This is a genomic window from Alteribacter lacisalsi, assembly GCF_003226345.1.
Lineage (GTDB): Bacteria > Bacillota > Bacilli > Bacillales > Salisediminibacteriaceae > Alteribacter > Alteribacter lacisalsi.
In genome coordinates this window covers 400,348-417,099 of the sequence record NZ_PDOF01000002.1, presented here as the reverse complement: position 1 = coordinate 417,099, position 16,752 = coordinate 400,348, and the positions used below count along the sequence as shown (strand labels likewise).

At 48.5% G+C, this 16,752-nt stretch carries 17 protein-coding genes; 8 read left to right on the top strand and 9 right to left on the bottom strand.

Annotated elements, in window-relative coordinates; genetic code table 11:
- Nucleotides 1-79: 79 nt before the first annotated feature.
- The 3 genes from CR205_RS13520 to CR205_RS13510 are packed head-to-tail and all read right to left on the bottom strand — an operon-like array spanning nt 80 to nt 2,444.
- The gene (locus CR205_RS13520; protein WP_110520644.1) at nt 80-766 is read right to left on the bottom strand and encodes an ABC transporter permease; all 687 of its coding nucleotides are present in this window, start codon (nt 764-766) and stop codon (nt 80-82) included.
- Nucleotides 763-1,497 carry an ABC transporter permease gene (locus CR205_RS13515; protein ID WP_110520643.1) on the bottom strand — a complete coding sequence of 245 codons (735 nt, stop codon included), beginning with the start codon at nt 1,495-1,497 and terminating at the stop codon, nt 763-765. Before CR205_RS13515 ends, CR205_RS13520 begins: the two co-directional genes overlap by 4 nt.
- Nucleotides 1,498-1,499: 2 nt before the next feature.
- The gene (locus tag CR205_RS13510; RefSeq protein WP_110520642.1) at nt 1,500-2,444 is read right to left on the bottom strand and encodes an ABC transporter ATP-binding protein; all 945 of its coding nucleotides are present in this window, start codon (nt 2,442-2,444) and stop codon (nt 1,500-1,502) included.
- Nucleotides 2,445-2,806: 362 nt separating this feature from the next.
- On the opposite strand from CR205_RS13510, the gene CR205_RS13505 reads away from it, so the two are divergent.
- Both CR205_RS13505 and CR205_RS13500 read left to right on the top strand, forming a co-directional pair.
- The gene (locus CR205_RS13505; RefSeq protein ID WP_110520641.1) at nt 2,807-3,436 is read left to right on the top strand and encodes a cupin domain-containing protein; all 630 of its coding nucleotides are present in this window, start codon (nt 2,807-2,809) and stop codon (nt 3,434-3,436) included.
- 140 nt (nt 3,437-3,576) lie between these two features.
- The gene (locus tag CR205_RS13500; protein ID WP_110520640.1) at nt 3,577-4,092 is read left to right on the top strand and encodes a cysteine hydrolase family protein; all 516 of its coding nucleotides are present in this window, start codon (nt 3,577-3,579) and stop codon (nt 4,090-4,092) included.
- An 89-nt stretch (nt 4,093-4,181) separates the two neighbouring features.
- Here the strand turns inward: CR205_RS13500 and CR205_RS13495 are convergent, their stop codons facing one another.
- The 4 genes from CR205_RS13495 to CR205_RS13480 all read right to left on the bottom strand — a co-directional run bounded on the left by CR205_RS13495 (nt 4,182) and on the right by CR205_RS13480 (nt 8,170).
- Nucleotides 4,182-4,697 carry a GNAT family N-acetyltransferase gene (locus CR205_RS13495; protein WP_236634835.1) on the bottom strand — a complete coding sequence of 172 codons (516 nt, stop codon included), beginning with the start codon at nt 4,695-4,697 and terminating at the stop codon, nt 4,182-4,184.
- A 632-nt stretch (nt 4,698-5,329) separates the two neighbouring features.
- Complete coding sequence (locus tag CR205_RS13490) at nt 5,330-6,148, bottom strand: STAS domain-containing protein (RefSeq protein WP_110520639.1); 819 nt, start codon at nt 6,146-6,148, stop codon at nt 5,330-5,332.
- A 328-nt stretch (nt 6,149-6,476) separates the two neighbouring features.
- Nucleotides 6,477-7,310, bottom strand: coding sequence for an STAS domain-containing protein (locus CR205_RS13485; RefSeq protein WP_110520638.1), 834 nt, complete (start codon nt 7,308-7,310; stop codon nt 6,477-6,479).
- A gap of 227 nt (nt 7,311-7,537) precedes the next feature.
- Nucleotides 7,538-8,170: a class I SAM-dependent methyltransferase gene (locus tag CR205_RS13480; RefSeq protein ID WP_110520637.1), complete on the bottom strand. Its 633-nt coding sequence runs from the start codon at nt 8,168-8,170 to the stop codon at nt 7,538-7,540.
- A 338-nt stretch (nt 8,171-8,508) separates the two neighbouring features.
- Between CR205_RS13480 and CR205_RS13475 the strand changes: the two genes are divergently transcribed.
- The gene (locus CR205_RS13475; protein WP_110520636.1) at nt 8,509-9,276 is read left to right on the top strand and encodes a VOC family protein; all 768 of its coding nucleotides are present in this window, start codon (nt 8,509-8,511) and stop codon (nt 9,274-9,276) included.
- 83 nt (nt 9,277-9,359) lie between these two features.
- On the opposite strand, the gene CR205_RS13470 is transcribed toward CR205_RS13475, so the two are convergent.
- A complete protein-coding gene (locus tag CR205_RS13470) occupies nt 9,360-9,719 on the bottom strand; it encodes a YqzG/YhdC family protein (RefSeq protein WP_236634834.1) in 360 nt (119 codons plus the stop codon).
- A 177-nt stretch (nt 9,720-9,896) separates the two neighbouring features.
- Here CR205_RS13470 and CR205_RS13465 point away from each other — a divergent pair, with 177 nt between their 5' ends.
- Nucleotides 9,897-10,610 (top strand): L-2-amino-thiazoline-4-carboxylic acid hydrolase, encoded by a 714-nt coding sequence (locus tag CR205_RS13465; protein ID WP_236634833.1) that lies wholly within the window; start codon nt 9,897-9,899, stop codon nt 10,608-10,610.
- A gap of 63 nt (nt 10,611-10,673) precedes the next feature.
- Nucleotides 10,674-11,957 (top strand): Zn-dependent hydrolase, encoded by a 1,284-nt coding sequence (locus CR205_RS13460; protein WP_328587726.1) that lies wholly within the window; start codon nt 10,674-10,676, stop codon nt 11,955-11,957.
- A gap of 83 nt (nt 11,958-12,040) precedes the next feature.
- On the opposite strand, the gene CR205_RS20305 is transcribed toward CR205_RS13460, so the two are convergent.
- Entirely contained in the window at nt 12,041-12,259 is a 219-nt protein-coding gene (locus tag CR205_RS20305) for a hypothetical protein (RefSeq protein WP_110520634.1), read from the bottom strand.
- A gap of 1,318 nt (nt 12,260-13,577) precedes the next feature.
- Here CR205_RS20305 and thrS point away from each other — a divergent pair.
- The 3 genes from thrS (at nt 13,578) to CR205_RS13440 (ending at nt 16,741) form a co-directional block, all read left to right on the top strand.
- Nucleotides 13,578-14,792 (top strand): threonine--tRNA ligase, encoded by a 1,215-nt coding sequence (thrS, locus tag CR205_RS13450; protein ID WP_110520633.1) that lies wholly within the window; start codon nt 13,578-13,580, stop codon nt 14,790-14,792.
- A 201-nt stretch (nt 14,793-14,993) separates the two neighbouring features.
- Entirely contained in the window at nt 14,994-15,482 is a 489-nt protein-coding gene (locus tag CR205_RS13445) for an ArsR/SmtB family transcription factor (RefSeq protein WP_110520632.1), read from the top strand.
- Entirely contained in the window at nt 15,479-16,741 is a 1,263-nt protein-coding gene (locus CR205_RS13440; protein WP_110520631.1) for an MFS transporter, read from the top strand. The genes CR205_RS13445 and CR205_RS13440 overlap by 4 nt, the downstream gene beginning before the upstream one ends.
- Nucleotides 16,742-16,752 lie beyond the last annotated feature (11 nt).

The following is a 16,752-nucleotide window of genomic DNA, read 5'->3' as shown; positions in this document are numbered from 1 at the left end:
TTCTCCAATTTTCCCATGGTGGCCGGGTATTCCTGATTATTCTACCGCTACTATAGCACAAGGATAAATTCGTGTTGGTTCACGCCATTCTTCTGCGGCTCCCCACAAGGAGAAAAGCGGTACTGAAAAGTCCCATCATGCCAAGGGGCAGGATGAGCTCACGGATCGGCGCATCAAGTGCGGCCAGGATGACGCCTTCTGCCATCCAGTACGTGGGAAGAAGCATCACGAGGCGCTGGAGCATTTCGGGCATGATTTCCACCGGCCACATCATTCCGCCAAGCATGGCAATGATGATAATCAATCCGCCGAGAATGTGAAACGCTGCCTCCCTGTTTTGAAAAAGGGAATACCAGGCGAGGCAGAAGCCGATCGAAGTGATGCTGCAGAGCGTATACACGATAAACAGGAGGCCCGGTGCCGGGAGTCCTGCTCCATGATAAAGCACACCTGCTGCAACGAACACGGCCGTTACAACGATCAGAAGGAGCGAGTAGGCGAGCAGGTTCTGAAACAGATACTGAAAATGCGTAACCGGAGCGGCAGCCATCCTGAGGTGAATCCGGTTGGCTCTGTCGTCGAGGAGAATACTCGTAAGCCTCGCTGAAATCAGCAGAAGCAGGACACCGTAATACTGATAGCCGAGCGGGATCGGCAGCCACTCCCCTTCCGGCAGAAACACGGCTGCCACAGGAAGGATGAACAGAAATACAATGTTGGACGGTTTTCTGAAATACCGTTTGAGAGCATAAAAAAATACTGTCATCCGATTCTCCTCCTTCCTGTATTCCAGGCGAGGACAATGAGGATCGCAGCCATTCCAATCAAAATGGCCAGACTGATGAAGGCCTGCTGGATATTTTCCCCGTGCATTCCTGCGTGCATGATCGTTTCCCCGAGTGAGAGTGGGTTGCCGTAAGTGGAGAGGAATGTAAAGAACCGCTGGTCCGGAAGAGAGAACCACGTTTCGGCAAGAATAATGGAAAGAAAACCGAATGTCGTTCCGGCCCGTTCGGCTGTTTTATAGTTCTTCACGCCAAGCACAAGATTAAGAAAAACAAGCTGCGAGAAGACCGCTACCGCTGCAAGTCCACCAAGGGCAAAAAAAGGATTTCCCCAGTCCACACCGTAGACGAAGTAGGTGTACATCATCAGGACCAGCCCCTGCAGAATACTGAATATGGTACTGGTGAGGACGATAGAAAATGCGTGACTGCTGACGTGGTAAGGAAGGGCATGCATGCGCCAGCGCTTTGCGGTAAACAGATCGTTTCGGATGAATTCCATTGTGTAAAAGCCTCCAAAAAGCTGAAAAGCAAGGATCAGCGTGACAGAGACATGGGCTTTATAAAGAAGACCTGTGGCCTCATTGACCGCATCATCGGCAATCAGACCTAGCACCGTAATTAAAGCGAGCGGCGTCAGAAGCAGGATGCTGAGGGAAACGTATTCTCTCATCATCCGGCGGAGAATAAAATAGCTGGATCTCAGTACCATGGCTACTCCTCCCCCTTGTCTCTGAGCCGTTTTCCTGTGAGCGTCAGAAAAACGTCTTCCAGGCTCGGTTTCTCGGTGTCAATGGCGTGGATCGTTCCGAATTCACGGGCTGCAGCCAGCACACGGTCGAGGGTGGCGGATCCTGCAGTAGAGATGATATGCACCGTGCTGTTTTCAATGGTTACTTTTTTGACACTGTCGATTTTACGGATGGCCTCCGCCAGTTCCTCGCCCGGATCTGAAACACCGAGGCGGATCACTTCTTCATGCTGAATTCGTTCAATCAGTTCCGCCACGGTGCCGTCCGCAATGACGTGACCTTCATCCATGATGACCACCCGGGAGGCAATTGCCTGAATTTCCTCCATGTAATGGGTGGTATAAACAATGGTGGTCCCCTGACGGTTCAGCTCCCGGATCGTATCAATAATATGACTCCGGGACTGAGGGTCGATGCCGACGGTCGGTTCATCCAAAATGAGTAATTTCGGTCTGTGCACCATGGCGCAGGCAATGTTAAGCCGGCGCTGCATCCCTCCTGAATAAGCAGAAGGAAGCTTCTTTTGATGATCTGTCAGGCCGACCACAGCCAGCGTGTCATCGACCCGCTGTTTCAGTTCACTTCCCTTCAGCCCGTAGATCCCGCCGAAAAATTCGAGATTTTCTCTTGCAGTCAGATCGGTAAATACCGTGATCTCCTGTGTCACGAGCCCGATTCTGCGCTTGATCTCGAGAAGATGCTTCCGCTGCTCTTTGCCAAACATCTCGATTTCCCCTGAATCAATACCGATGACTCCGGCCAGAGCGTGGATCAGCGTCGTCTTCCCCGCCCCGTTCGGTCCGAGCAGTCCCAGAATTTCACCCTCGGCGATTTCCAGGTCCACATAGTCAAGCGCCAGCTCCGTTCCATAGCGCTTCAGTATATTTTTCATTTCTACAGTTGCCATAACAGCACCACCTGCCTTAGTTGATACTATTATCATAAGAAACCTGGACCTATTCAAGGTAGTTACAAATGTAATGTTATTTTCGAGAGGTTCTTTGGGGTCTTTGGAGGCGTGGAGGTGTCTTTTGGGTGTCATATGGGGACGGTTCTCACTTGGCATTTTTTCGGATGAAGTGTTAATTAGGGACGGTTCTCGCTTAACATAAAGCGTCGGCAAAAAAACACGAGCCTGTTGTTCAGCTCGTGTTTCATAGTTTAATGCAAAGTGAGAACCGTCCCCGCTTTGCATTCACCCAGCGGTTTTTTTTCCATACATTGATTAGAGCACACGGAACAGCTATATGAAGAAAGTGGTGACTAAGGATGACCAAATATATGGATTATACGTCTCCTGATACGCAGTTTACCTTTGATATGAACCAAAGTCCTCTGTTTAAAAAAGACAATGAAAACCTGATCAATGTTTTAGGTGTCCAGCAGCTGAATACGCTTGAAAACTCCTCCCTTCTGGACATTTTTCTCAGCCGGAATAATTTTGTCGAGCCACACTACCATCAGAATGCATCGGAGCTTGTCTACTGCATATCCGGGAGTGTCACGGTGTCGATGCTGAATCCATTTACGAATGAGATTCTTAATTTCCCCATCTCCCCCGGCCAGGTTGCCAACGTGCCTCAGGGCTGGTGGCATTATGAAGAGGCCCTGGAAGACGGTACCCACCTGCTTGCTATTTTTGATGCACCGCAGCCCCAGGTGATCCTTGGATCAAACATCCTGAAATTAACACCATCGAGCGTGATGGCTCACAATTACTGTATGGATGAAAACAAATGGATTGAAACGACTGCCCGTGTTCAGCCCAATACGTATATTGGACCAAGCTGCGCCCCGGTCCAGAGCCAGGGGCAAGCCCAGCCGCAGATGTATAATTACCGGTCTTATCCGCAGTACCCATACCGTTCCCCTTACGCCCCGTATTATCCATATCGTTAAAACGCAATTTGGGGACGGTTCTCGCATTGCATTTTTTAAGGGGAATGTCACATGAGAACCGTCCCCAATTATTAAAGCAGGATTCGCTTAGGAAGTCAGCGAATAGATAGGCATCTGAGTTCATAAGGAGAGCGATTCGCATGACGAAAAAAGCACTCATAATCATTGATGTACAAAACGGGATGTTTCTTGAGGGACATGCCGTTTATGATGGAGAGCAGCTGCTGCAGAACCTGAACGGGCTGATCGCCAAAGCCCGTGCTTCACAGACGCCTGTCATTTATGTGCAGCACAACGAACCGGAAGGCCTGGTCTACGGAACCGAGTGGTGGGAAATCCATCCGGCAATCGCTCCGGAAAACGGGGATCTCATAATCCACAAAAAAAGACCCGATTCCTTTTATCAGACTCCATTGGATGAAGAGCTGAAGAAACTCGGGGTCGAGCATGTATGTCTTGCCGGCATTCAGACGGACTACTGTGTGGACACCACGTGCCGCAGCGCCTTCAGTCACGGCTACAGCGTCACGCTGTTTTCCGACACCCACACCACCGTGGATGCCGGGGACCTGACAGCTGAGCAGATTATCGGTCATCATAACACCGTTCTCCGTTCCTTTGCCGAGGTCATTCCGAGCAGAGAGGCAGCGTTTTAATGTTAATCGGGGACGGTTCCCGTGCGGCATCCGCAATCGGCTGCGTGCCTGATGCGAAAGTGCCACGTGAGAACCGTCCCCACTTTGCATTAAAATTCCTCTGTTGTTACTGAGCGGAGTATATCAGTAAATTCCTCTGGTGCTTCTGAGAGTCCCAGTCTGCTGAAATAGACGTCGGGCATGTGCTTTTTCAGAATTGGCAAGCAGACCTCCAGGTCGTTAGTTCTCGTACCGAACCGCTCTCCTGCCAGCAGATCAAACCCAAAATCCGAGTACAGCCAGATTGCCCGATAGCTCCCCGGCTGGGTGTGAAGATAAACCGGATAGTCCGCCGGTTCCAGTTCCTTCATTAATTTCGACAGCAGCGCTCTGCCGATGCCTATTCCCTCATACGTTTCCAGCACTTTAAACCAGTGTATTGACGTGAACTTCCCGTAGGCATCCCAGACGGTACAGGTCGCCACGATCTCGTCCTGCTCATCGCACACAACGGTCGTCCGCTCGAAGAACAGTGCCTCCTGGCCCCCATACACTCGCTCAACGAATTCCTGCATAAACGGCTCATATTCTTTCGCTTCTTTTTCATCTGCAAAAGGAATTGTCATCCAGAAAGTCAATTCCTCCGGCCGCAGCTTCCTGAAATATACACTTCAGGCAGTTCGGTCAGCGCATCCGTGTTCAGTGACCGGCACATCATAAACAGATTCAAATCCGGAATCTCATCCATCGCCAATCCCTCCTTTTTGACAACCGGGGACGGTTCTCACGTTGCAGAACCGTCCCTACTTAACCTGTTTCTTCATGAAAAAACCAACAAGCACCGTTACGAATCCACCTGCCATCACTAGCTGAACGGCCGTGGTCGGCCCCGAACCCCAACTGGACATATTTTGAAAGAATAGCCCTAACAGCATAACTGCGATGCCCAGTAGCATCACTCTCACTGGCTCTTTCACCCACATCCCCACCTTTTAGTAGAAAAAAGGGACTTGTCCTCGAAACAATTCCACGCGAGAACCGTCCTTTGTCCTATATCTATTATGGGTCTCTGCCCCAGGATGCCCAATTGAATGTGACGACGAAACTGGAGCATAAACAAGAAACTCACTCCCGAACTTAACTCCCAGAGTTAAGTTCGTTTTTTTTATTGCAAAACAGGGACGGTTCCCGCGTAACATTTCCACTCACACCAACGCGCAGGCTGAAAATGAAACGTGAGAACCGTCCCCACTTCACATTATTGTTTGGAAAAGAAGAAATCGTTAACCGTCTGCTCGAGCGTGCCTTTGGTGATGATGTTCGGGTCAAATTGAAGGTCATTGTTTATGAGGTTGCTCACGATCTGCGGACGAAGACCTGTAATGATGCACTCGCAGCCCATCATCTGGGTCCCGTTGATCGTTTTCATCATTCGATTCATGCTCTGCGTGTCCATCTGCGCGATGCCCGAAAAATCAATAATGAGTGTTTCAATTTGGAGTCTTTTAATTTCCGGAAGCGTTTTTGTTTCGATCGTTTCCACCCGGTCTTCATCCACCTCCCCAATCAGAGGCAGCACACATACCCGGTCACTGAGAGGAATGATCGGGGCACTCAGGTTTTCAACGAGCTCACGCTGAGCGGCAAGCAGGGCATCCTTATACCGGGAATAGCTTAAAAAGAAGCCATTCAGGAATTGGTCAATCGTATCGTTAACCTGCTTTTCCAGTTCGAAAAAATTACCATACTGATTCTTGTTTTCTTCATGATAATCATGCAGAAAGCGCCACATCGTCCGGCGGATCGATTGAACCCATTCGAGCTTAAATGACAGCGTGAGTTCATGCTGCGCCCAGGCCACCCCTTCTTTCTCAGCAAACGAAGAAAGCGAAGTGTTCTCCCCAAGTGCATACATGACCAGTTTATGCGCATTCTCAAAAAGATCGATATTTCCTACGCGATGAATTTCATCAATTTTGTCCCGGACCTGTGAGGCATCGCACAGGAGCTGCTGGCTAAAATCTTCCTGCCTGTGATCAAAATAATCGGCATAGGTTTCGTGAGTACTCGTTTTCACTGGTTTTCACATCCTTACCATTATTTTTTTATACCGCAATTATATCAGTTTGGAATATACTGATAGAATGATAAGTTTTGCAAGACGGGGACGGTTCTCACGTGACATTAGCAACCTGATGCTTCCAGACTGCAATGCAGCGAGTGAACTGTGTCACTTAACACTTAACCTCCATTTCTAAACCAGTTTGCGATGTCCATGTGAACGATGGTGAAGAGACAAATAATTATGCCAAGGAGCACTCACAGCCCTGTCGGCCACCATTAAAACAAAGAAAAAGAGCCTCCCCTTTAATCCAAGGGAAGCCTCCTGTGTTAAAGAATAGGGCTTATAAATCAGCTTTTTTTACATTAAGGTAATCATTCACTGTCTGTTCAAGCGACCCCTTGGTGATGATTTTAGAATCGAAAGTGAGATCCTCTTTCGTTAGAGTGAGGACAATGTCCGGGCGCAGCCCTGTAATGACGCATTCACATCCCATCATATAGGTGCCGTGGATCGTAGTCATAATGCGGTTCATACTTGTAGAGTCAATATTGGCAATACCCGAAAAATCAATGATGAGTGTTTCAAGCTGCAGATGATTGATTTCAGGCAGTATTTTGTTCTCGATGGCTGCCACTCTCTTCTCATCCACTTCCCCGATAAGAGGGAGCACACCTACACCTTTACTGAGTGGAATGATCGGAGCACTGAGGTTTTCAACGAGTTTCTGCTGGGCTTCCAGCAAGGCGTCCTTGTACCGTGAGTAACTTAGAAAGAAGCCGTTAAGAAACTGATCTATGGTGTCATTCACCTGTCTCTCCAGGTCAAAGAACGGAATACTACCCGTATCTTCCTCTTTTTGAAGTGTTTCAAGAAACCCCCACATCGTCCGTCGGATTGTCTGAACCCACTCCAGTTTAAAAGAAAGAGTCAGCTCGTGCTGGGCCCATGCAACACCTTCTTTCTCAGCAAAGGAAGACAGGGCCTCGCCGTCTTCTCCTGTAAGGGCATACATTACAAGCTTATGGGCATTATCAAGTAAATCGATATTTCCAACTAAAAGGACTTCATTTACTTTACCCCGCACCTGATCTGCATCACTGAGCAAAGCCTGCTGAAACTCCTCCTGCCGATGGCTGAAATAATTCGCATAGGTTTCCTGATAGCCGGGCTTCATATAATTCACATCCTTATCGATTAGTCAATAATGCCATTGTAACATTTATAATCATACTGATAACATGATAAATTACCAAGTATATTCAAATATATTTAATAAATAAAAATTTCAACAGTCTGTCCCAGCTGGTTTTTCAAGAATGCAAAATGGGGACGGTTCCCGCTTAACATTTTCCACTCACGCAAACGCGCAGGTTGAAAATGCAACGAGAGAACCGTCCCCACTTATCTGGAAGGTGAGATCTCGATTACGCCTCCGCAGTGTGACACCGGGATAAACCGGCAGCGGCACGTGTCTTTCAGCCCTTCCTTTAACTCTTTGAATACAAAATAGAACTCATCTTCATCCCAGATCCGGCTGTTTTCTATCCGGCACCGGTCCAGTTCGTCCCTCGTTCCAAAGGCGATATCACCGATCAGGATTCTGCCTCCCTCGTTAAGAAGAGGAAGGAGTTCTTCGATAAACGCGATCTTTGCCTCATCGTTCAAATGATGCAGCGCATAAGTGCTGATCACGGCATCGTATGTCTTTTCCCGGATGTCCGGCGGCAGGCCTTCTGAAAAATCCCATTCTACTAAATTGGCTTTCGGCATTTTTGAGCTTGCGATTGCTGTCATCTCAGAGGAAAAATCAACCCCGTCGATCCGGTGCCCGTTTTCATACAGCCTGCTGGTCAGTGTGCCGGTACCGAACCCAATGTCCAGTACAGCCGCACCTGGCGCGCTCATGATTTCGTTAAAAATGGTGTTCAGAATCGTCTTATAGCCGGCAAACGGATACTGGCTGTTCTCCTCGCTCACCTGAACAGTCTTGTCATAGTCGTTCGCCCACAAATTAAATTCCTGTTTATTCAGCAATTGAAATGCTCCTTCATTAGTAAATTTGCGCGAGCATTCAATGATTGGATTGAATTACCCGCAAGTAACCCCCTTTTTTAAGTCTGTACCTTCGAATGTAATATTCATAAAAATCACAGCCTTTCAAGTTAATGGCTCTATTTTATCATTTTACGGATCAGAAAACAGTGCCGAATGAACACATATTACTTAACGCCCCGCCACCGGCAGGATAAAATAGAGAGTGGAGAATTGGGGACGGTTCTCACATGACATCTTCCCCGGCAGCCACGTGTGTTGAAAAATGCAAAGGGAGAACCGTCCCCAATTCACAAAAAAGACAGGAGTGAAGCGGGCCAATGGCACTAATGGAGTGGGATCATACGGTGCATTACGTAAACGATCTGGAAAAAGCCGTACAGACGTTTAAGGACAACGGTCTTCATGCCATCCACGGCGGCTCGCATAAGCAGTGGGGCACATTTAACGCACTCAGCTATTTTGGATTAAACTACATTGAATTTATGGGCGTGGAGGATTGGGAGGCCGCCCGGAATCCCGAAGCGGAAAACCTGATCGCACAGGATGCGGTGAAAAACCTGCCGGAAGAGGAGGTCCTGAGCCGCGTCGCGATCCGGACCGATCATATCGAAACCATCCGCACTTCTCTCTTGGACCACGGATTATCCGTCTCCCCTGTATTAAACGGCAAACGCCTGAACGGTCATGGCAGGCTTATTGAGTGGAAAATGGTAACGGTTAAAGGTGACTATAAAGGCCTTTTGTACCCTTTCTTTATCCAATGGAAAGAGCTGGACCATGAAAGACAAGCGCTCCTCAAAAAGGAAGGGGTCATCAAAGACCACCCCGCCGGAAAAGTGCAGTTGGATGAGGCGGTCTTTCTGGTGGACAACCCCGGCGCAGCGGCAGACCACTGGCAGACGCTTTTCGGTCTTCAGAGATCCGATCAGCATGATCACGCTCTTAAAATCGGCGAATGTGCCTTTGTTTTCAAGGAAGGGAAAAATAACGAAAACACCCTGTCCCAGCTGGTTTTCACCACAAATTCCAGCAACCTGAAAGAAAAAACCATCACAATCGGCAAAGGACAATATGTCTTTCGATGAAAATTGGGGACGGTTCTCGCGTGACATTCTAAGCTCGCAGCTACGAGCCTAAAATGCAAAGAAAGAACCGTCCCCGATTACCATTATCGGTCTGTTTCTTCGTATTGGATGTCAATCACTTCGTCCGTGGCTTTTTCAAAGGTGATTGTTACAAACACACCGAATTCTCGGTCTTCTCCCCTGAGCCAGAGCTTAAATTTCTCCGAGGCTTTTCCTTCTCCAAGCTCTTCTCTGCCAACGTGAAGGTAGTCCACCACCTTATCCTCGGGATAGCGCTCCTTCACTTTTTCCACGGCCAGCTTCCCCCACTTCGCATAAGCGGGCTCTTCCTGCTGTTCCTTTTGCAGAGGTGATCCTGCTCTTTCCATTTCCAGAGTGAGATCTTCCAGTGAACAAATCTGGAAGTTGGCTAAAAAAATCATCATTACCAGCAACATTTTCATTCTTTTACCTCCTGGCTTCTTTTTGTTTAGTGTGTCCAGCTTTTTTTTCGTCATTTCTCTGATTGAATCTTCGACTTGAAGTCCTGTCAGTTTTCGTGACTGTGAATGAAGAAAAAACGAAATTCTTCAAACAAAAAAGGAGTTACTGTACACTGAAGAGTGAGAGGAGAGATCTAAATGGCACAAAAACAGACAGAACGAAAACCGTTACCGACACTGTCGATGTACCGAATTACAGCCCGGCTTTTCACCCATGTGGAGAAGTCAGTGATCACGTCATTTGGAGAGGACGGTGGGAAACTGGCAGGCCATGGGGTTTCCCGATTTGGATATGACCTGGCACAAAATATATCTGTGAGAGCTGCTGAAGAAGGAGAAGTACATACACTGGGCAAGTATATTCCCGAAAACGTTGAAAAGAGAAAGCTCGAGCAGGACGAAGCCACTGTGTACGGGCAGATGGCCAAATTGTTTGGGCAAGTGGCCAAGGCTGTGGTGGATGAGTATGGCGAGAGAGGCAAAGAGGCTGTTCGTGAAGGTGTACGGACTTTCGGTGAGGCGAGAGGAAAAGGCATCGCAGCGCGTGCGGCACACCTCGGGCAGGACAACACCATTGAGAATTATCTTTCCAACTACGACATGGCCCGCAGCGAATTGTTTGAAATGGAAACAGAGCACTACCCGGAAGTCATTGAACAGACATTTACCAAGTGTCCGTTTGGCCAGCAGTGGGCAGATGATGGGATGGGTGAGTACGGTATTCTTTACTGTGAAATGATTGATCCGTCTATTGCCAGAGGGTATAACAGGGATTTTGACGTAGATCATGATCAATACGTTTTACGGGAAGGCGTCTGTGAGTTTAAATTTAGACTGAAGAAAAAAAGCTGATGTATCGGGAGCGGGCCAGGGCCTGCTCCTTTAATGAATGAAACAGGGACAGGAGGCGGACAAGTGAGATTGGAAACTCTAATGAACGATTCTCATGAAGAGCTGACACATTCCGGCGTTAATGGTGAGCGTATGGCCCGGCGTCTTTATGAGCTCTCGAAAATCGGACTTACGGAAGATGGCGGCTCAAACCGGATCTCCTTTACAAAAGAGGAGAAAGAAGCAAAAAACCTGGCAAAGCTATGGATGGAAGAAGCCGGCCTGACGGTTAAAGAAGACGGCGCCGGCAACGTGATCGGAAGACTTGAAGGAGCCTCCTCCAAAGCCGTTGTGATGTCGGGTTCTCATTTGGACAGTGTCCCAAATGGCGGTCATTTCGATGGCCCTCTCGGTGTGCTGGCAGCCATCGAAGTGGCTCAGGCATGGAAAGACACTGACTTTGTACCGGAAAAATCCTATGAGGTGGTTGTTTTCACTGACGAAGAAGGCGCCCGCTTCAATAGCGGTTTAACAGGCAGTCGTGCAATAACCGGGACACTGGATCCGGATGAAAAAAGGACGTTAACCGATGCGGATGGAAAACTTTTTGAAGATGTGATGCAGGAAAATGGGTTAAGCCTCTCCAGCATAAAGGAGGCTGCGCGGGATTTTACGGATGTAGACGCTTTTGTGGAAGTGCATATCGAACAGGGAAAAAAGCTGGAAAAAGAAGATCTTCCTGTAGGAGTGGTTCAGGGAATCGCAGGCCCCTCGTGGCTTGATGTGACATTTACAGGGGCCGCTGGACACGCTGGAAATACACCAATGGATGACCGTACCGATGCGCTGGTGGCGGCAGGAATATTCATCGCTGAAATAGAGAAACTTCCATCCCGGTTCAGCCCATCCGCCGTGGCAACTGTAGGCAAGGTAAATGTGAAACCGAACGGGGTAAACGTGATCGCCGGGGAAGTTCAGATGACTGTGGACGTACGGGATATCCATGAGGATACACGAAATTCTCTGCAGGAAGCGATTTTTGCCAAGGCCTGCGAGATCGCCGAAGAACGGAACATTGAAGTGACGACAAAGGAGATTATGTCTGCACCACCGGTTAAGGTGACAGAGGAGATGCAGCAGAAAGCAGCCGCAGCTGTCCAAAAGGCCGTTGACCGGGAACCCTATTTCCTTCCCAGCGGGGCGGGACACGACGCGATGATCATGGGGAAAAAGACGTCAATCGCCATGCTGTTTACACGAAGCAGAGATGGCATCAGCCATAATCCGGCTGAATGGTCATCACTGAATGACTGTGTTCACACCGTTCATGCGTTGAAGCACCTGCTGGAAGATCTCTGTGCAACGTGAAAAATGGGGACGGTTCTCACTTCACATTCCGTCCGGAGTTTCCCGGCGGAAAAATGTCATGCGGGAACCGTCCCCATTTCACATCAGTTTTCCCTTTCCCTTAGGTCCTTTCTTTCACGGAGGAATTTCCACAGGAGCAGAGCCAAAAGCAGTACCAGCCAGACCCACCACTGAATATACAGAGCAATACTTACAGGAAAAAGCCCTGCTCCCTGTGCCTCGTAGGAACGAAAAAGCGTGGTATTCGTACCTGCAAATAAAAAAAGGACGATGACAAATATGGAATACCAGTTTCTGATCATAAGCACCTCTCAAGACTATGTATAAAAAAGGAGATCACCGCAGTGTTTCGGAAATGATCACGGTTTAATCATTGTATCGCGTCAGCTTTTCAATTTCCATAGAATTAGGATAATCGTTCTGACTATGTGAAGCGGGGACGGTTCCCGCGTGACATCGTTTCTAGAGCCGTTATAACCGGCAAAAGTGCCACGGGAGAACCGTCCCAACTTTACATGCTTGACCTTTTCCAAAATGTGTATTACTATTACAAACAATAACAAATCGCACGAGAACTGCTTTGAAAAGGACATGAGCGATTCTTCACTTTTCTTTCCAGAGAACAGGGTCACCGGCTGAAAGCCCTGCAGGAAAAAGGAGTCGTTTACCACCTTTGAGCTGTTACAGGGAAATGGCTGTGCTGTGGCCAGACTAACTGTAACCGGGAAATCCGTTATCTTTATTGAGCATGGAGCGTTCGATGCTCTATGAAATTAAGGGTGGAACCACGACCACACTCGTCCCTGTTTCGGGATGAGTGCGGTCTTTTTTTATAGGCTTTTTTCTATGAACTGCACGCTTTAGAGTACAGCGGCATATACTGCCAACAATCGAAATAACCTGGCGTTGACAAGGACACGAACGATTCTTTACTTTTCCTGACAGAGAACAGGGTCACCGGCTGAAAGCCCTGCAGGAAAAAGGAGTCGTTTACCACCTTTGAGCTGTTACAGGGAAATGGCTGTGCTGTGGCCAGACTAACTGTAACCGGGAAATCCGTTATCTTTCTGAGCATAGAGCACACAAGACTGTTCTGTGAAATTCAGGGTGGAACCACGACCACACTCGTCCCTATTCTTGGGAGGAGTGTGGTCTTTTTGTTACATGGGGACGGTTCTTACTTTACATTCCTACTCAATTCAACAAGATATGTAAAGCGGGAACCGTCCCCGCTTTACACCAGAAGCGTTGACAAGGACACGAATGATTCTTCACTTTTCCTGACAGAGAACGGGGTCACCGGCTGAGAGCCCTTGAGGAAAACCGAATCGTTTACCACCTTTGAGCTGTTGCGGGGAAATGGCCTTCTGATAGAGGTCAGACTAACCGCAGCCGGGAAATCCGTTATCTTTCTGAGCATAGAGCACACCACAGCTCTATGAAATTCAGGGTGGAACCACGACCACACTCGTCCCTATTTCCGGGAGGAGTGTGGTCTTTTTTATGTAGCACAGGGACGGTTCTCGCGTGACATTTTGAAGGAAAAATGTCACGCGAGAACCGTCCCCACTTCACATAGCGGGGGGCAGCGCCCCGCAACTAACAAGGAGGAATTATACAATGGTCAATCAAAATCAATCAGAAGCTGAAAGAAGGAATCACAGAAAGCTGGGTCAGGAGCTGGAGCTGTTCACGTCCATGGAGGAGGCGCCGGGCATGCCGTTTTTCCTGCCCAACGGGATGGTAATCCGCAACGAGCTGGAAAATCTGTGGCGGAAAAAGCATCAGGCGGCCGGCTACCGGGAAATTAAAACACCGATCATGATGAAGCAGGCGCTCTGGGAACAGTCCGGCCACTGGGATCACTATCACGAAAACATGTACTTCTCCAACGTAGATGAGCAGAACTACGCGATCAAGCCGATGAACTGCCCCGGGGCGATCGCGATTTACAACAGCAAACGCCGGAGCTACAGGGAGCTTCCGGTCCGGTATGGTGAGCTTGGCCTCGTTCACCGCCATGAGCTTTCCGGTTCATTAAACGGCCTGCTCCGGGTCCGCTCCTTTACGCAGGACGACGCTCACCTTTTCGTCCGCCCGGATCAGATCGAAGCCGAAATTGCCAATATCCTCGATCTTGTGGATGATTTTTACGCCCACTTCGGTTTCGAGTACCGGGTCGAACTTTCCACGCGGCCGGAAGATTACATGGGAGCCAAGGAAATCTGGGACGACGCGGAGGGCGCGCTCGAATCGGTTCTGGAAAAAAAGAACGTCGACTACCAGCTGAACCCCGGTGACGGTGCGTTTTACGGGCCTAAAATTGACTTTCATATTCTGGACTCCCTCGGTAGAAGCTGGCAGTGCGGCACGGTCCAGCTCGATTTTCAGATGCCTCAGAAATTCGACTGCTCCTATATCGGGGATGACAACAGCCGCCACGTGCCCGTTCTCATTCACCGGGCGATTTACGGTTCCGTGGAGCGTTTCATGGCGATTTTGATTGAGCACTTTGCCGGGGAATTTCCCCTCTGGCTCACACCGGTCCAGGCAAAAATCATCCCGATCTCTGCCGAGGCACATGCCGATTACGCCTATGAAGTCCAGGCTAAGCTTGAAAAAGCCGGTCTGCGCGTGGAAGTAGACGACCGCTCGGAGAAAATGGGGCTCAAAATCCGGGAAGCCGAAAAGAAGAAGATCCCCTACATGCTCATCGTCGGGGATCAGGAAATGGCCGACGAGTCTGTGGCGCTGAGAAAGCGTAAGAAAGGGAATGTCGGAGTGCTGAAAATAGAGGAAGTCATCGAACAGTTCATCAGCGAAATAAACAAATGACGGGGACGGTTCTCCCTTTGCATTATCATTAAAAATGCAAAGGGAGAACCGTCCCTCTTTTGCAAAAAGGGCCACAGTCTCTTTATTTCCAAAATTTATGTTGACATTTGGATTTCCAAATCGTATGATAAATACAAATAAATGATTTGGATTTACAAATTGATTTGCAAACATAAATATAAAAAGTGAGAGGTGGCCATTATGGACGAGAAAAACAAAACCAAGCGCGAGGTTATGGACATCAATTGGGAACAGCAGAAAGTGTTATCAAATCCCCTTCGGTCAAGACTGGTAGCTTTGCTTTACGAAAAACCGATGACACCGAAACAGGTCGCCGATGAAGTCGGAAAAAACCCCGGAACGGTTTACTATCACATTCAGCAGCTGTTAAAGCACGATATCCTTGAGGTTGAAAACATCGACACAGATAAAGGGATCGTCGAAAAATATTACCGGGCGAAAGCGACGATCTTTAAGAATCCGGAAAAAACAGCTCCACCGGGACACGTGGACGGCAAAACAGTAAATGTGTATTTATCCAAAAAGCTTGTGACTCAGTTTAATGAAGAGATCGAGGAGCTGTTCTTTAAGTACGGCCACTTATCCTACAAGGAAAAGGACAGCGAAGAGCAATCCCCGTATCTGATTGAATTTGTTATGAAGGAAGCCGATGAGGAGGAGAAACAATGAGAAGCAGAATAAAGCCATTTGTATTTGAACGGAATTTCCTGATCCTGCTCACGGGGGTCTTTGCCAACGGGCTCGGAGGCGGTATTTACTCGGTTGCAGCGATGCTGCTTGTTTTCAACCTGAGCGGAAGCGTTCTCTATTCCGGATTTGCTTTTTTTGCGGTCACTTCAGCCAGTACGCTGGCCTTTCTGATTGCACCGTTCGCGAACTATGCCAAGTATAAAAACGGTCTTGTATACAGCAACCTGATCAAAGCGGTCATCCTGTTTACGATCCCGCTCATGCACTACACCGTTGGACTTAATGTCTGGTATGTCATCATTCTGCTGTTTATCACGGCGCTGATTACACAGTATACTTACCCAATTGAATCAACCATTTTACCGCTCATCGTCGGTAAAGATAACGTGGTCGCAGCAAATTCCTACCTGCAGACGATCCGCGAGTCGATGGATATTGCTTTCATCGCCGGAGCAGGAATTATCATTGCTATTATTGGGACAGTTCCGGCTATTGCCATCACCGCTGCCTCTCTTGTATTTGTCACCATTATGTATGCATTCTTTACCTTCCAGCAGCCGGAAATCACGCGAGATAAATCCCAGTCTGTCGGATCTGCCGTGAACATTTATTTTACAGATCTCAAAGCCGGCTTTTCCTATATACGCCAGTCCCTGATTCCTAAAATGATTTTTTCCATCGTCTTCATTAACATTGCCATGGTGATCATGACTACGAATTTACCTGCATTTACCCTGATTAAAGGAAACGGAGCAGAAGCAGTGTACGGCTTTTACCTGGCCTCCCTGTCGCTCGGGATCCTGATTGGAGCCATTCTTTCTCCAAAACTTAAGCAGATTGATTTTGGAAAATTAACAATTATCTCCTTTGCCGGTACAGGTGTGATGTGGATTGGCACGGCAACACTGCCGCTCGTCCCTTCCATGATTCTTTTCTGTACAGGCGCTATTTCGATCGGCATTCTGAACATCCTTGTGTTTTCCGCGATCCAGCAGCAGGTGGAGACCGCGTTTATCGGAAGAGTCATCACCTTGCTGTCGAGTGCCGCATCTCTCGGTATGCCTGCAGGCGCGCTCCTTGGCGGTGTTTTAGGAGAAACCCTTTCACCGGAAATTCCGGTCATGATCTGCGGGATTTCCATGATTTTCTTCAGCCTGTTCTGGCTGAGCAGCTCCGTGTTGCGGAAGCTTCCTGATATTGACCGCGTCAGCCTGTTTCAGCACAGCAAAGCGGCGTAAAACGGCAGGTG

Bases quoted from the DNA above. Each gene is read 5' to 3' on its own strand.
- CR205_RS13505 (WP_110520641.1), top strand. From the start codon at position 2,807: ATGACCAAATATATGGATTATACGTCTCCTGATACGCAGTTTACCTTT.
- CR205_RS13465 (WP_236634833.1), top strand. From the start codon at position 9,897: ATGGCACAAAAACAGACAGAACGAAAACCGTTACCGACACTGTCGATG.
- CR205_RS13510 (WP_110520642.1), bottom strand. From the start codon at position 2,444: ATGGCAACTGTAGAAATGAAAAATATACTGAAGCGCTATGGAACGGAG.
- CR205_RS13500 (WP_110520640.1), top strand. From the start codon at position 3,577: ATGACGAAAAAAGCACTCATAATCATTGATGTACAAAACGGGATGTTT.
- CR205_RS13485 (WP_110520638.1), bottom strand. From the start codon at position 7,310: ATGAAGCCCGGCTATCAGGAAACCTATGCGAATTATTTCAGCCATCGG.
- thrS (WP_110520633.1), top strand. From the start codon at position 13,578: ATGGTCAATCAAAATCAATCAGAAGCTGAAAGAAGGAATCACAGAAAG.
- CR205_RS13515 (WP_110520643.1), bottom strand. From the start codon at position 1,497: ATGGTACTGAGATCCAGCTATTTTATTCTCCGCCGGATGATGAGAGAA.
- CR205_RS13520 (WP_110520644.1), bottom strand. From the start codon at position 766: ATGACAGTATTTTTTTATGCTCTCAAACGGTATTTCAGAAAACCGTCC.
- CR205_RS13470 (WP_236634834.1), bottom strand. From the start codon at position 9,719: ATGAAAATGTTGCTGGTAATGATGATTTTTTTAGCCAACTTCCAGATT.
- CR205_RS13475 (WP_110520636.1), top strand. From the start codon at position 8,509: ATGGCACTAATGGAGTGGGATCATACGGTGCATTACGTAAACGATCTG.
- CR205_RS20305 (WP_110520634.1), bottom strand. From the start codon at position 12,259: ATGATCAGAAACTGGTATTCCATATTTGTCATCGTCCTTTTTTTATTT.
- CR205_RS13445 (WP_110520632.1), top strand. From the start codon at position 14,994: ATGGACGAGAAAAACAAAACCAAGCGCGAGGTTATGGACATCAATTGG.
- CR205_RS13495 (WP_236634835.1), bottom strand. From the start codon at position 4,697: ATGACAATTCCTTTTGCAGATGAAAAAGAAGCGAAAGAATATGAGCCG.
- CR205_RS13440 (WP_110520631.1), top strand. From the start codon at position 15,479: ATGAGAAGCAGAATAAAGCCATTTGTATTTGAACGGAATTTCCTGATC.